This window comes from Leptospira kobayashii, assembly GCF_003114835.2.
In the GTDB taxonomy this organism is placed as follows: Bacteria; Spirochaetota; Leptospiria; order Leptospirales; family Leptospiraceae; genus Leptospira_A; species Leptospira_A kobayashii.
Genome location: NZ_AP025028.1, coordinates 2,277,222 through 2,290,759, shown reverse-complemented (window position 1 = coordinate 2,290,759; position 13,538 = coordinate 2,277,222). Strand labels below are relative to the sequence as shown.

General features: G+C 41.7%; 15 protein-coding genes. 13 read left to right on the top strand and 2 right to left on the bottom strand.

Annotation, left to right across the window (positions count from 1 at the left end):
- The first annotated feature begins 11 nt into the window (after positions 1-11).
- A complete protein-coding gene (gene tgt / locus DI077_RS10195; protein WP_109019487.1) occupies positions 12-2,069 on the top strand; it encodes a tRNA guanosine(34) transglycosylase Tgt in 2,058 nt (685 codons plus the stop codon).
- On the opposite strand, the gene DI077_RS10190 is transcribed toward tgt, so the two are convergent.
- Complete coding sequence (locus DI077_RS10190; protein WP_109019488.1) at positions 2,064-2,285, bottom strand: hypothetical protein; 222 nt, start codon at positions 2,283-2,285, stop codon at positions 2,064-2,066. The two genes, tgt and DI077_RS10190, sit on opposite strands and share 6 nt — an antisense overlap.
- 284 nt (positions 2,286-2,569) lie before the next feature.
- Complete coding sequence (locus DI077_RS10185; protein WP_109019489.1) at positions 2,570-3,586, bottom strand: tetratricopeptide repeat protein; 1,017 nt, start codon at positions 3,584-3,586, stop codon at positions 2,570-2,572.
- An 8-nt stretch (positions 3,587-3,594) separates the two neighbouring features.
- On the opposite strand from DI077_RS10185, the gene DI077_RS10180 reads away from it, so the two are divergent.
- From DI077_RS10180 to DI077_RS10125, 12 genes are all read left to right on the top strand, one after another.
- Complete coding sequence (locus DI077_RS10180; RefSeq protein ID WP_109019490.1) at positions 3,595-4,215, top strand: ABC transporter ATP-binding protein; 621 nt, start codon at positions 3,595-3,597, stop codon at positions 4,213-4,215.
- The gene (locus tag DI077_RS10175) at positions 4,187-4,861 is read left to right on the top strand and encodes a heme exporter protein CcmB (protein ID WP_242935163.1); all 675 of its coding nucleotides are present in this window, start codon (positions 4,187-4,189) and stop codon (positions 4,859-4,861) included. The genes DI077_RS10180 and DI077_RS10175 overlap by 29 nt, the downstream gene beginning before the upstream one ends.
- Positions 4,862-4,914: 53 nt before the next feature.
- Complete coding sequence (ccsA, locus tag DI077_RS10170; RefSeq protein WP_109019492.1) at positions 4,915-5,613, top strand: cytochrome c biogenesis protein CcsA; 699 nt, start codon at positions 4,915-4,917, stop codon at positions 5,611-5,613.
- 6 nt (positions 5,614-5,619) lie between these two features.
- Positions 5,620-6,759 carry a PP2C family protein-serine/threonine phosphatase gene (locus DI077_RS10165; RefSeq protein ID WP_109019493.1) on the top strand — a complete coding sequence of 380 codons (1,140 nt, stop codon included), beginning with the start codon at positions 5,620-5,622 and terminating at the stop codon, positions 6,757-6,759.
- Positions 6,744-7,619 carry a phosphoribosylaminoimidazolesuccinocarboxamide synthase gene (locus DI077_RS10160; RefSeq protein WP_174705619.1) on the top strand — a complete coding sequence of 292 codons (876 nt, stop codon included), beginning with the start codon at positions 6,744-6,746 and terminating at the stop codon, positions 7,617-7,619. The genes DI077_RS10165 and DI077_RS10160 overlap by 16 nt, the downstream gene beginning before the upstream one ends.
- Entirely contained in the window at positions 7,595-7,843 is a 249-nt protein-coding gene (gene purS / locus DI077_RS10155; protein ID WP_109019494.1) for a phosphoribosylformylglycinamidine synthase subunit PurS, read from the top strand. The genes DI077_RS10160 and purS overlap by 25 nt, the downstream gene beginning before the upstream one ends.
- The gene (purQ, locus tag DI077_RS10150) at positions 7,840-8,496 is read left to right on the top strand and encodes a phosphoribosylformylglycinamidine synthase subunit PurQ (RefSeq protein WP_109019495.1); all 657 of its coding nucleotides are present in this window, start codon (positions 7,840-7,842) and stop codon (positions 8,494-8,496) included. Before purS ends, purQ begins: the two co-directional genes overlap by 4 nt.
- A gap of 51 nt (positions 8,497-8,547) precedes the next feature.
- Positions 8,548-9,831: a sugar phosphate nucleotidyltransferase gene (locus DI077_RS10145; protein WP_109019496.1), complete on the top strand. Its 1,284-nt coding sequence runs from the start codon at positions 8,548-8,550 to the stop codon at positions 9,829-9,831.
- A gap of 120 nt (positions 9,832-9,951) precedes the next feature.
- Positions 9,952-11,190 (top strand): EAL domain-containing protein, encoded by a 1,239-nt coding sequence (locus DI077_RS10140; RefSeq protein ID WP_109019497.1) that lies wholly within the window; start codon positions 9,952-9,954, stop codon positions 11,188-11,190.
- Positions 11,191-11,286: 96 nt separating this feature from the next.
- The gene (gene sufC, locus DI077_RS10135) at positions 11,287-12,039 is read left to right on the top strand and encodes a Fe-S cluster assembly ATPase SufC (RefSeq protein ID WP_109019498.1); all 753 of its coding nucleotides are present in this window, start codon (positions 11,287-11,289) and stop codon (positions 12,037-12,039) included.
- A complete protein-coding gene (locus tag DI077_RS10130; protein WP_242935162.1) occupies positions 12,040-13,224 on the top strand; it encodes a SufD family Fe-S cluster assembly protein in 1,185 nt (394 codons plus the stop codon).
- Positions 13,224-13,535, top strand: coding sequence for a Rieske (2Fe-2S) protein (locus DI077_RS10125; RefSeq protein WP_109019499.1), 312 nt, complete (start codon positions 13,224-13,226; stop codon positions 13,533-13,535). The genes DI077_RS10130 and DI077_RS10125 overlap by 1 nt, the downstream gene beginning before the upstream one ends.
- The last annotated feature ends 3 nt before the right edge of the window (positions 13,536-13,538 follow it).

The following is a 13,538-nucleotide window of genomic DNA, read 5'->3' as shown; positions in this document are numbered from 1 at the left end:
TTATCTCATCCATGTCCAGATTGAATTTCATCTTAGAAGCCGAAGCGCCCGGAACCAAGGCACGTGCGGGAAGATTTACCACCTTACATGGAGAAGTTTCCACTCCTATTTTTATGCCAGTGGGAACGCAAGCTACTGTCAAAGCGCAGAACGTGGAAACTTTAAAATCAGTCGGCTCCCGCGTCTTACTTGCCAATACCTATCATTTGCTGCTTCGGCCGGGCGCCGAAGTATTTAGAAAATTAGGCGGGATTCATAAGTTTATGAATTGGGACGGCCCGGTTTTGACCGACTCGGGAGGGTTTCAGATTTTCAGTCTTCCCAATGCAAGAAAGATAACCGAAGATGGTGCCGTTTTTCGAAGTTATGTGGATGGACAGAATGTGGTCCTTTCTCCCGAAGTCAGCATTGAAATGCAAAAAGCAATCGGTTCCGATATTATGATGGTTTTGGATGAATGTGTTCCTTCCACAGTGGAACATAAGGAAGCAAAACGCGCGATGGAGGTCACTCACCGTTGGGCAAAACGAAGTTTGAATGCAAGAGGAGAATCCCTTCAGTCAATGTTCGGGATCGTCCAAGGCGCATGTTTTGAAGATCTTCGCAAACAAAGCGCTGAAGTTTTGACTCAATTGCCGTTTGACGGTTTTGCTATCGGGGGGCTTGCGGTTGGTGAGACAAAGGAAGAAAGAAACGATTTTTGCGAACTGTCTGCGTCCTTTCTACCGAAAAACCTTCCGCGTTATCTGATGGGAGTGGGAACTCCATTGGATTTATTGGAAGCGGTACATCGGGGCGTCGATATGTTTGATTGTACCATTCCTACGGAACTTGCCCAGAGAGGGGTGGCATTTACAAGTATCGGAAAATTACAATTGCATAGGACCCTTTATAAGTTCGAAGATTCCGTTCTCGACGAAAACTGTGATTGTATCTGTTGTAAAAATTATTCAAAAGCATATCTTCATCACCTAACAAAATCGAATGAAGTTCTGGGTTGGCAACTTCTTGCCATTCATAATTTGTATTTTTATCATAGACTGATGAGTGAAATGAGAAGCTCCATCTTTCAAGGCAATTTTCTTTCATATTATACCGAGAAAAAAGATAGTCTAAGCCAAAGTGATAATGTATATCCTTCCCATCATATTTTAAAGCCATCGAAAGCAATTCGCAAAAGAAGTCTCGGAGATTATGAAATCATTGAAAATGAAGCAAAAGGATATTGGAGTGTTCGTCAGAAAAGTTCCGGAGAAGTGATGCATTCCGTAAATTCTCCCATGGAGGAAGCAAATCGTCTTTATATCGACCAATCGAATCTAAAGAAGAGGATTTCTTTTTCTGATAATACTTTCGAGAAGTACACTCCTTCTTCTCATGAGGAAATGAATCCGATCATTATATGGGATGTCGGTTTGGGTGCAGCGACTAATGCTATGTCGGCAATACATTCTTTCGAAGAAATAGTGAATCCTAATGCGATGCATTTGATTAGTTTTGAATCCGATTTGGATCCCTTGCGACTTGCTTTAAAAAACAACGGACGTTTTCCTCATTTGTTTCATAAAGCGCCGAAAGAAGTTTTGGAAAAATCAGTTTGGGCATCCGACTCGGGGAACCTAACTTGGAAACTAGTGTTAGGTGATTTCGCGGCTACATTTTCCGGGGAAGAAATTCCCGACATCGTTTTTTACGATCCCTTTTCGTTCAAAACGGATTCTATTTTATGGAAACCTGAATTTTTCAGACTGTTATTTTCATATTTTCAAACACAAGAAAAAACAGTTAGTCTTTATACATATTCTGCAGCAACTGCAGTCCGAGCTGCACTTCTTTCCGTTGGGTTTTGGGTAGGGAGGGGAGTTGGCTCCGGGCCGAAATCCGAAACCACTATTGCGTATTCAAGATCTCCGGAAGGAATTGGAGAAAAAGAGGGACTTTTAGGAAAGGAATGGATCGGGCGTTGGGAAAGAAGTGACGCGCGTTATCCGGTAGATTTGGGTGAAGGGAACAAAGCGGATTGGGACAAACGAATCCTGACACATCCGCAGTTTCAAAAAAACTTATAATTGTTTGATTAGAGATTTCAGATCATTGATCAAAGAAAAAGGTGTGGGTTTGATTGATTCCGCAAGAGTGATCGCGTCTTGAATCATCTTTACCAATACTTGTTTTTCGGCCTGATATGCAGTCTGGGGGATTTTGTTTTTGTTCTTTTTGAAAAGGCCTGCTTTCGTGTCGATGATCTCTATGATTTGGTTTAAATATTGAACTTGATTGTCCATGAATTCGATTCAAAGCACTCTTAAATAAGAAAGCAATCGCTTTTTACCGGATCTCCCGTTTCCGCTACGAATTCGGAAAGTTTTTATTTGATATGCTCAGGTAAAAAGGCGAACTTATTTTAAGAAAAATCCTTAAAACTCCGACTTCGTTTTACAGGAAAGAGGTGATGTGATAGAGAGGATGCATTGGGTGGCGGGTCTAGTTCCCCACCCAAATTCGGGCGGGGTATAACAGAAGCCTCCGAAGACAGCAAAAAAATCCCGTCTCCTAACTTCCTTAAAGTCTATTCGGAATTTTCCGGGGTGACTTCTTCCGAATCGTCCAACTGAGTTCGTTTTGCTTCGGCAAATTTGCGGGCGATGTCTCTTCTTCTCATGATTACTTTTGCCGAGATACTTGCAAAAAAAGGATCGTTTTTGAATTGTAACATCTTTGTATACTCTTGTTCGGCGGTCTCGTAGTCCGTGATTTTAGAAGCGGTCTCCGCAAAATAATAATGAAACTTCTTATCGTAAGGCTTTTGTTTTCCTTCCCCGGTTGTAAGAGAAGTGCGGTTGAAAATTTTATAAGCAATATGATAATTTCCTTTTTCCATTTCCAATCTTCCGAATCCGAGTCTGACATTCGGACTCTCTTCATCAATGGTGAGTGCTTTGTTTAAATAGATAAGCGCTCTGTTTTTCAACCCTGTCGCCAGATAATGATCACTCATTCGAATCAACGCTTCGGTATCATACGGATTTTTTTCCGCGGCAAGTTTGTAATTCATTATCGCATAATATACTTGCCTTGTTAGTTCGGAAAGAATCGCAATATGGAGATAGGTTTTGAAATATTCGGGTACCTCTGCCTTTGCATATTCGAATTGAACGAGCGCACCTTCATACTTGAAATCCAAAGAATACAATCTTCCCAGGTTGTAACGAAACGGGAAAAATTGAGGATCAAATCGAACCCCCGCTTCCAGCATCTTTTTCCCTTCCGCTTTTTCTTTTTCCTTTCCGTTTAAGATAAGTCCGATCGCTTCATTATTCCATTCCCCTGAGTTTTTAATTGTGCGGTCCCCATAGGTGAAGCTCCCTACGGAAGGAGGAGGCGTGCCTTGGAATAATTTTCCTCTGGCTAAGATAAAATCCTCTTTGTGGTAAATAAAGGAACCGTTCGGAAAGTCGGAAGTATCGAATTCCTGGTCTTTTCCCCAAAGGATCTCAGGATATTCCTTATCCCCGATCTGTTTTTGGGCAAGTAAGGGCAGAGACCCAAAAAACAGAAGTGCGAATAGAAAGAGATATCGAAACATGGTGCTTGATGCCGAAAACGATTCTTGAATGTAAGTCTCTCAACTTAACTGTCGGCTACAAAACTCTTTTTCGTAACCTATCTCTTTCTTTTTCGGGGCCTGGGTTGTACATCATTCAAGGAGAAAACGGCGCCGGCAAATCCAGTTTTCTGAAAGAGATCTATCATTATGCTAAGATCAGCGAAAACTGGCATTTCCCCGAAGGGGAAAAAACAATCAGTTACCTCGGCCATGAATTGGGATTGTACACTTCCCTCAGTCTTTCCGAAAATATCAGCTATTATTCTTCCTTAAGTGAAATCAGTTTGAGTGAAGAGGATGTTCTCGCTTGGATCAACCGCTTCAAATTGGAAAAAAGAACGAGAGAACCCGTGTATATGTTTTCCCGAGGAATGAAACAAAAAGCCGCTCTCATCCGAACCTTCTTATCCTCACCGGAAATCGTTTTGCTCGACGAACCTTATACGGGACTTGATCTCAAATCAACGGAACTATTTACAAAGATTCTCAATGAAGAAATGGAAAAGAGAATGATTCTGATTGTCTTACATGAAATCCCGAAAGGATTGAATCATACCGAAATTATAAATCTCTCCGATTATGGCAACGTCTCCTATCATGTTTCTTAAAATCCTAAAAAAAGAATTTTTACTCATTGGTCGTTCGTTAGGTGGTCTTGTTTCCTTATTATCACTTAGCCTTTGCGTTCTTTTTATATTTTATTCGGCAATCGAAGTAAACGAATCTTTGTCTGCGAGAAGTGTTCGCGGACTGAAATGGGCGATCATCTTTTTGCTGAATTTCATTTTGGTAGGGCAATCTCTTTGGGAAGAAAGAGAATCGGGAGGATGGACCGCATCGCTTGCGCATACCTCCGCGGTGTATTTGTATTTGGCAAAATGCACTGTGATCTGGGTTTGTACAAACATTGTAAACGCAGTATTGATTCTTAGCTTCAGCGTTTTTTTTCAATCCTCCGACATTTCCCGATTCGGAGGGGAATGGTTGTTTGCCTGTTTGGGAAGTCTTTCCCTTGTATTTTTGGGAGTTTCTTTAGGGCTCATTGCGGAAGAAAGCCGTTTGAAGGAAATCGTCCTGCCTTTGCTGCAAGTTCCTTTTTCGATCCCTTTGTTTCTATTCGGTTTGGAAGCTGAGGAAAGATTTTGGCTGGAACCGGGATTTCATTGGAAGAGTGTTCTTTTGCTTCTGTTTTTCAGTCTTTTTTACGGAACGATGGGAGGGCTTTTCATTGAGATCACCAAAAAAGAATCCTGATGCCCGCAACTTTTTTCCTAGAATTATTAATAACTGCCTAGAGTCTGGATAGGGTGAGAAATCAAATTCGTATTTTTCCTTTTCCCGGCGATCTTTTCCTGCTCCTCCTGGTTGTCATATCCATACCTTTTATCGTGGTATTCTCCCTTACCTATCCCAACGTTATTTTGGAACAAGGGATGAGTCACAAAATATTCTACTTTCATGTCCCTGTCGCATGGGTGGCGTTATATGGCCCGGTCCTTGCCAGTTTATTTTCTATCGTATATCTTATTACAAAAAAATCAAAATGGGATAATTTAGCTTACACTTCTACACAAATATCCTTTCTATTTGCCTTGGGTGTGCTTTTTTCGGGCCCGATTTGGGCTTACAGTGCCTGGGGTGTTCCTTGGGATCGAACGGATGCCCGCCTTCAGTCTTTTTTTATACTTTGTCTTTCTCTGGTTTCTTATTTTGTGCTCCGTTTTTTAATTTTAGATGGAAAAAGAAAAGCATTAGTATCTTCTTATTTATCACTTCTATGTGCGATCAGTGCGGTTTTGACTTGGGGAGCCATTCGTTGGATTGAAAACCCGGGCAACCATCCCGGAAGCGTGCTTGGAAAGGGAGGAATGGACTCTGATATGAAACTTACTTTTTGGTTGTCCGTAATTTCCTATCATTTTCTGTTTTTGATTTTGTTTTTGGTCGCATACCGTAACCAAAAGATTTTAAAGTTTAGAGACGAACTCCGCGCAAAACAGTCTTAGGAATTTGTGACCAGGTTAAGAGAAAATACAAGCGCAAACCATACCATCCTGATCGTGGATGATGTACCTGAAAATGTAGAGTTATTAAAATATCTACTTACCAGCGAAGGTTTTAAAGCTCTCTGTGCGTATTCTGCAGAAGAGGCTCGCCTAATTTTGGTTAATACATCTGTGGATGCACTCCTTTTGGATGTGAATATGCCGGAGCAGGACGGATTTTCCTTTTGCCGGGAGCTTCGCACAATCGAAAAATACAAACTACTTCCCATCCTATTCATCACTTCTCTGGATCGTGATATCGGCTTCGAAGAAGCTATGAAAAACGGAGGAGATGATTTTATCAACAAACCCTTCAACAAAAGAGAGTTAGTTGCCAAAATCCGTTCCGTTGTGCGAATCAAGGATTTGCAAGATGAACTATTAAGGGAAAAAGCAAAATACGAAAGGGAACTTTTGACCGCGCGCAAAGTACAGGAACAATTGATTCCTGAAAAACAATTCATCTGGAACGGAGTCAAGGCCCAGACTCTTTTTCATCCTTTCTTTCAGATAGGAGGGGATTTTGTGGATTGTTGGGCGGATGCCAAAAAACTTCATATTGTCATTGCCGATTGTTCCGGTCATGGTCCGAGTGCTGCGCTCATCGGCGCCATGTTTAAAATGCAATTATTCAATCTTTCTCCCATGATGAGTCTGAAGGAAAGAGTGGACCACCTTCGTCAAAATATGGAAATCGTTTTACCCGAAGACTATTCGATTACTTTCTGTTATGCGTTTCTGGATCAGGATTTGGTTCTGACTTATATCAATGGCGGTCATCCCGCTCCTTTGCTTTATTCCGAAGGAAAAACAATCGCTCTTTCGGGAATGAGCCCGATGATTATGGGAATCAACTTGAATGCTAAAGATGAAGTTCAAACCGTACGCTTGAGTCCCGGTTCCAAAATTTTCATGTACACTGACGGCGCGAGCGAAGCCATGAACGAAAGTTCCCATTTTATCACGGAAGACGGAATGAAAAATATTTTTAATGAAGCGGTCGAAGAGGGGGGGGATATTTTGGGAATCGTGCAGGAGAAAATTTTGAAATTTTGTGGAAACCATACCCCGGGCGACGATATGGCAATGGTATGCATTCAAATTTGAATACAGAGCCCAGTTACCGTGGGAAAGTCAGGGACGTTTATGATCTGGGAGACAAACTCATCCTTTGTGCATCCGATAGAATTTCCGCATTCGATGTAGTTTTTAAAGAACCGGTTTCGGAAAAAGGTAAGATTTTAAATCGGATCTCCAGTTCCTGGTTCCATTATTTTTCTCATTTTAAAAATCATCTCCTCGAAACCGATTTGAAAAACTTTCCGGAACCTTTTGCCAGTAAACCGGAGTTCGACGGTAGATCCGTTTTGGTTAAAAAAACAAAACGAATCGATTACGAATGTGTGGTTCGAGGTTATATCTCCGGTTCCGCTTATAAGGAATACAAATCATCAGGGACAGTTGCATTTCTTCCTTATCCCAAGGGAATGCTTGAATCTGAAAAATTCCCGGAACCTATTTTTACACCGGCTCGCAAAAACGACGAGGGACATGACGAAAATATCAGCGAAGAAACGATGAAAAACGAAGTAGGAGCGGAACTTTTCAATCAATTGAAAAACACTTCTCTCTCTTTGTTTACGGAAGCACATAATAAAATCAAAACGCAAGGCATCATTCTTTGCGACACAAAGTTCGAGTTCGGGATTTTGGACGGTGAACCCATTTTGATTGATGAGCTTCTCACTCCCGATTCTTCCCGTTACTGGGATGCGGATTCCTATGTTTTGGGAACTACCCCTGCCAGCTTTGACAAACAGATTTTGCGCAATTGGTTGGAAGGAACGGGCTGGGATAAAAATCCTCCTCCACCGAGCTTGCCGGATTCTTTGATTGCTGAATTAAAAGAGAAATATTTATTATTAGAAAAGAAGATCAATTTATGTTTATCGCAAAAATCAATATAACTTTAAAAGACTCCGTACTGGATCCGCAAGGCCAAACAGTCCTTCGTGCCCTCCATGACCAAGGTAAATCCATCGTAAGTGACCTCCGCGTAGGAAAATATCTGGAAGTGAAGATCAATACGGATGACAAGTCAGAGGCGGACGCACTTGCGAAAGAACTTTGTGAGTCCACTCTCGTGAACCAAGTGATCGAAACATACCGATTTGTGACTGAAAAACTATGAAAGTGAACGTGGTTACATTTCCAGGTTCCAATTGCGATCAGGACGTAGGAACCATTCTTTCCAATGTCTATGGGGCAGATGTGAATTACGTCTGGCACAGAGAGCAGTTCAACGATCTTCCGGATCTGGTAGTGCTGCCGGGAGGATTTTCCTTCGGGGATTATCTTAGAACGGGCGCTATGGCAAAGTTTAGCCCAGCTATGGAATCCGTATTCGCCTATGCCAAAAAAGGCGGTCGGATTCTTGGAATTTGCAATGGATTTCAGATTTTAACGGAAGCAGGACTTTTACCGGGCGCACTCCTTCATAACCGTTCTCTGAAATATGTTTGTAAAGACGTGAACCTACTCCCGGTTGCAAACAACAAGATCGCGAAGACGATCCGACAACCTTCTTTAAAGATTCCCATCGCCCACGGGGAAGGTGCCTATTATGCGGACAAAGAAACACTGCAAACTCTGGAAGACGAAGGGAACATTGTATTTCGTTATGAGGAAAATCCGAACGGATCTCTTCATGATATAGCAGGTATTTCCGACAAAGCCGCAAAAATCATAGGAATGATGCCCCATCCCGAAAGAGCGGTCAATCCTTACATTGGAAATGAAGACGGCAAATTGATACTGGATGCGATTTTAGAAAAATTATCATAAATTTTTTTAGACAATTCTTGCTTTTTCAGGATTCTCTTTTATAAACTTTTTATGCGTTTTAAGGAAGACTCCATCGATTCCGTAGACTTTATCTTAAGAAAAGATGAAGTTCTCACCGTGATTCTAGGTGGGGGAAAGGGGACCAGACTTCTTCCCCTAACGGAAAAACGTTCCAAACCTGCTGTAAGTTTCGGGGGTAAATACAGACTCATCGATATCCCTATTTCCAATTCCTTAAATAGCGGCTTCGAAAAGATATTTGTACTCACTCAGTTCAATTCCTATTCATTGAACCGTCACATTCACAGAACTTATTCCTCCAACTCCATCAACCAAAAGAGTTTTGTAGAGATCATCGCGGCAGAACAAACCGTTTCCAGTGTCAATTGGTTCGAAGGAACTGCGGATGCGGTAAGAAAGGTGCTTCCTTACATCCGGGAGCAAAAACCGAAATACGTACTCATTTTATCCGGCGACCAACTTTATAATATGGATCTAGCCAATTTTATGCAGACCCATCTTTCTGATCCGGATACGGAAATCAGTGTCGCTTCCAACGGAGTTTCCGAAGAACAGATTTACGGACTGGGAATTGTAAAAACAACGGAAGACGGATTTATCCGCGAGTTTATAGAAAAACCACAAGACATTCATCAGGTGGAATCTTGCAAACAACCTAATGGAAGTTATTTGGCAAATATGGGGATTTATATTTTTAATACCAAGACCTTGATTGAGGTTTTGGAAGATCCCGGAATGACTGATTTCGGAAAAGAGATTTTACCCAAAGCCATCCGGGAAAAAAAGGTAAAGTCCTATGTGTATGAAGGATATTGGGAGGATATAGGAACGATACGCGCATTTTATGAAGCGAATCTGATGCTCACCGATGATGTTCCTAAATTCAATTTGTATCTGGAAAAAACTCCTTTTTACACCCGACCAAGGTCTCTTCCTCCCACCAAAATCAACCAGGCAGTAGTGAATAAAGCTTTGATTTCGGAAGGGACGATTTTGAACCGATGTGAAGTCCACCGTTCCGTCATAGGAGTCCGCCAGTACATCGATCAGGGAACCAAAATTTATGATTCGGTGATTATGGGACTCGACAATTACGGATCTTTTGACCGAGTGCATGGAAAAATTCCCAATGGAATCGGGCCGGATTGTGAAATCAGAAACGCGATCGTAGACAAAGACTGTGCGATTGGAACAGGTGTTAAATTATTGAATCTGCATTCCTATACCGAATACGAAGACGAATTCGTAAAAATTAGGGACGGAATCATCGTCGTTCCTCGACATACCACTGTGCCGGACGGATATTCTATTTAGCATTGCACAATTTTGCCACAAATGGGTCAAAATATGTCCAAAGTGAGACAGAAATAACGAAAAATTCTTGTCTTACTTTGGACACAAATGAGCATGGAAGCCTAGGGATATCACCGAACCATGTTCATTACAGAAACACATAAGGGTGGCCAGTTCTGGAACGAGTCTCATTTTGTTCCTCACTTCCAGCCAATCGTGAATGCGATCAATCGTTCCATCTCGGCTTACGAGGTACTCGGACGACAATTTGATCCGGACGAAAATACCTACCAATCTCTAGGCGGGCTTTTTCATAACCGCGAGCAGGACATGGTACCTGTTTATAATATTGACCGGGTCCTTCGGGAAAAAGCTGTAAAGCACCTGAAAGACTCTGGGTTACGCACCAAATTGTTTTTTAATATGATGCCCAACTTTCTTTCCCGGGTGCATCACACGGATCTTTTCGCAGAAAATTTTCATATCATCCAACTTATTGAAAAATACGGAATCAATCGCAACCAGGTTGTGATCGAGATCACCGAAGACGAGTTTGACGGTTCGATCGAAAGGTTGATTCAAATTGTTCAAATTTTCAGAGACTACGGTTTGAAGATTGCCATTGATGACTTGGGTTCTGGTTTTTCCAATTTGGAAAGAATCGGTTACCTTCATCCGGATATTATGAAAGTGGATATCCAGATCATGAGAGAAAGTTTGAATAAAAATTCGTTCAAACAAGTATTAGGTGCAATCTCCGAAATGTCCCAAAAATTGGGCTCCCAGCTGCTATTTGAAGGAATCGAAACGGAAGAGGAGGTGAATCTTGCACTTTCGATGGGCGCCAATCTTTTACAGGGATACTATTTTTCAGTTCCCAATCCTCATTTTTTAAATAGAAGTACGTTTTCTGAAAAGATGACCACTGTGCTTGAAAATTTTTCCAATCACAGGTCCAAGGAGCTGATTGAAAAAGGAATCCGCGAACAAAACATCATCGATAAATTGAATGAAGTTTTCAACGGTTTCGAAGAAACAAGCAATGAAGATTTTGCGTTTAACTTCAAAAAGATCGTGGATTCTCTTCCATCTAACATACTGAAGATTTTCGTATGTGACAAGGACGGATATCAAATCACCCCTACTTATGATTTGGTAAAGGAAGCGGGAGAATACCAGGAAAAGATGAACCAGATTGGAAATAATTACGCCTGGAAGCCTTATTTTCTAAAACACAAAGCGGAAGCGGATCGTTTCCGTAAAAAATGGGGGGTCACTTACCCCTTATATGACATTAGGAATCAGAATCAATATGTGATTTTCACATTTTCCCTTTCCGAAAACCGAATTCTAATCGCACAAGTGGATTGGATGGAATAGGAATGGTTTGTTTTTTTCGACTGTCTTGATTTCCTGGTAGTAGGGATTCGTCTAAAAATAGAATCGTTCTAAATAATACTACCAGGGATACCCACCTTGTCCTTCATTCTAGAAATCCGCGACCTACGTGCCGCCGTCGGAGATAAAGAGATACTGAAAGGGGTCAATCTAAACATTGGTCCGGGGCAAGTGCATGCCATCATGGGACCAAATGGTTCTGGCAAAAGCACATTATCAAATATCATACTCGGCCACCCGAAATATAGGATACTTTCCGGAGACATTTTATTCAAAGGTCAGTCCATACTCTCGATGCCCACAGACGAAAGGGCAAGACTCGGTATCTTTTTATCCTTTCAATACCCGACCGCATTACCAGGTGTTAGTATTGGAAATTTTCTGAAATCCATTTTGAAAGCCCATCGGGGAAAAGACATTCCCGTGCGGGAGTTTAAGTCGGAACTGAAGAGTGCCATGTCTCTTCTGGAAGTGCCTGATTCGTTTATTGCCCGTTATGTGAACGACGGTTTTTCCGGTGGTGAAAAAAAACGAGCCGAAATTTTACAGATGAGCCTTCTCAAACCCACTTTGGCAATCCTGGATGAAACCGATTCCGGTTTGGATATTGATGCTCTTAGAATCGTTTCCGAAGGAATCATGGCAAACCGTTCCAGCGAACGTTCCGTCCTTCTCATTACCCATTACCAAAGAATGTTGAATTATGTGATCCCTGATTTTGTACATGTTTTTGCAGACGGAAGAATTTTGGAAACCGGAGGCAAAGAACTTTCTTTGAAATTGGAAGAAAAAGGTTATGATTGGATTTTGGAAAGAGAAGGAGTAAAGTAATTGGCTATCTCCCTGGCAAAATACCCTGGAAATAATTTGATCTCCGCAAACCTACTTGCCGAGTTCAAATCCAAAGTGGGAAAGTCACTAGAGAATACCATACCTCCCGGGCCTCATGATGAGTCTTGGCGCAAATTCCCTTTAGGTCAGTTCAACCTTTCCGACTTCAATTCTTCTTTTGCCGAAGGAGAATTCATAAATATACATTCCAATCTCAGCCGTACGGAATGGACGGAAGAGAACACTTCCAAAGTTTCGCAGGTTTTGGAAGAACTATTGAAACAAGCGAATGGAAATTATTTCGCACTCTTCAGTCTCTTTCATGCAAAAGAATATTATTATTTTGAAGTAGATGAAAACCGGGCGGATATTTTGGATTGGGGGTTTCATTCGGAAGAGACCCTTTCCGTTTCTTCCGTGTTTTTGGTGAGGGTGGGAAAAAACACTTCATCTAAAATCAAAGAAGGTTATAAAACGATTTCCAAAACGGGAAACTTACATCTGTTTGGCTCCGTTAGTTTTTATTGGTTGGAGGAATCTTCCGATTTGAAATTACAAATCAGAGAAGATTACGATTCCGATCTTTATCATTTTCGATCCGTATTTTCGCATCAGGAAAGAGATTCCAAATTGAATTTATCCGCTTTGCCATTGGGAGGGTTTCGGGGAAAAACATTCTATTTTCCCAGGCTTGCTGGAACCGGTTCCGAGGCAAATATCTCCGGACTCACTGCGCTTGGCAAACGGGAGTTTAACGATGTGGAAATACTTGTGACTCATCTGGCCGACCATACAAATAGCAAACTGATTTATAAAACCATTGTCGCAGACAAGTCCCATCATATTTTTACAGGCAATCTGCATATCCCCGCGAACTTGAAAAAAGTCACCGCTCATCAGGAATCCCATAACCTTTCCATGAGTAAAAAAGCGAGAGCTGAGGCGATCCCCAAATTGGAAGTTTTTGCAGAAGATGTTTCCTGTACCCACGGAGCTACCGTCGGGGATATTGACGAAGAACAATTATTCTACCTTCTTTCCCGCGGACTCAATTCCAATGAGGCGAAACATCTACTCGTGTCCGCTTTTTATAATGAAATGATTTCGAAAATCGCATTTTCCGAAGAAGACGCGGCAGTTCTCTCCGTTCTTATTCAGGAAAAGATTTTGGCGGGAGGTGATTGATGGCATTTCAAAAGCTGGCAAAACTCCATGAGATCAAAGAAGGGGAAATGAAAGTGGTGAGCACTCGTTATACGAGAGTTGCACTCACTAAAATAGGCGAAACCTATCTTGCTTTCGAAGATCTTTGCACTCACGACGGTGAAGAGATCTCTTGTGGAAAACTGGTAGGCGAAGTGATCACATGCCCCCGTCATTTTGCAAAATTCAATATCAGAACGGGAGAAGTGGTTTCTTTGCCTGCCACGGAAAATCTCCCCGTGTTCAAAACCAAATTGAACGGTGATGATCTGGAAGTGGATTTGGAGGATTAGAAA

What these genes read in the sequence shown, in the direction of transcription:
- DI077_RS10145 (WP_109019496.1), top strand. Translation starts at nt 8,548, where the DNA reads ATGCGTTTTAAGGAAGACTCCATCGATTCCGTAGACTTTATCTTAAGA.
- DI077_RS10190 (WP_109019488.1), bottom strand. Translation starts at nt 2,285, where the DNA reads ATGGACAATCAAGTTCAATATTTAAACCAAATCATAGAGATCATCGAC.
- tgt (WP_109019487.1), top strand. Translation starts at nt 12, where the DNA reads ATGTCCAGATTGAATTTCATCTTAGAAGCCGAAGCGCCCGGAACCAAG.
- DI077_RS10175 (WP_242935163.1), top strand. Translation starts at nt 4,187, where the DNA reads ATGGCAACGTCTCCTATCATGTTTCTTAAAATCCTAAAAAAAGAATTT.
- DI077_RS10180 (WP_109019490.1), top strand. Translation starts at nt 3,595, where the DNA reads ATGCCGAAAACGATTCTTGAATGTAAGTCTCTCAACTTAACTGTCGGC.
- DI077_RS10160 (WP_174705619.1), top strand. Translation starts at nt 6,744, where the DNA reads ATGCATTCAAATTTGAATACAGAGCCCAGTTACCGTGGGAAAGTCAGG.
- purS (WP_109019494.1), top strand. Translation starts at nt 7,595, where the DNA reads ATGTTTATCGCAAAAATCAATATAACTTTAAAAGACTCCGTACTGGAT.
- DI077_RS10185 (WP_109019489.1), bottom strand. Translation starts at nt 3,586, where the DNA reads ATGTTTCGATATCTCTTTCTATTCGCACTTCTGTTTTTTGGGTCTCTG.
- purQ (WP_109019495.1), top strand. Translation starts at nt 7,840, where the DNA reads ATGAAAGTGAACGTGGTTACATTTCCAGGTTCCAATTGCGATCAGGAC.
- DI077_RS10125 (WP_109019499.1), top strand. Translation starts at nt 13,224, where the DNA reads ATGGCATTTCAAAAGCTGGCAAAACTCCATGAGATCAAAGAAGGGGAA.
- DI077_RS10140 (WP_109019497.1), top strand. Translation starts at nt 9,952, where the DNA reads ATGTTCATTACAGAAACACATAAGGGTGGCCAGTTCTGGAACGAGTCT.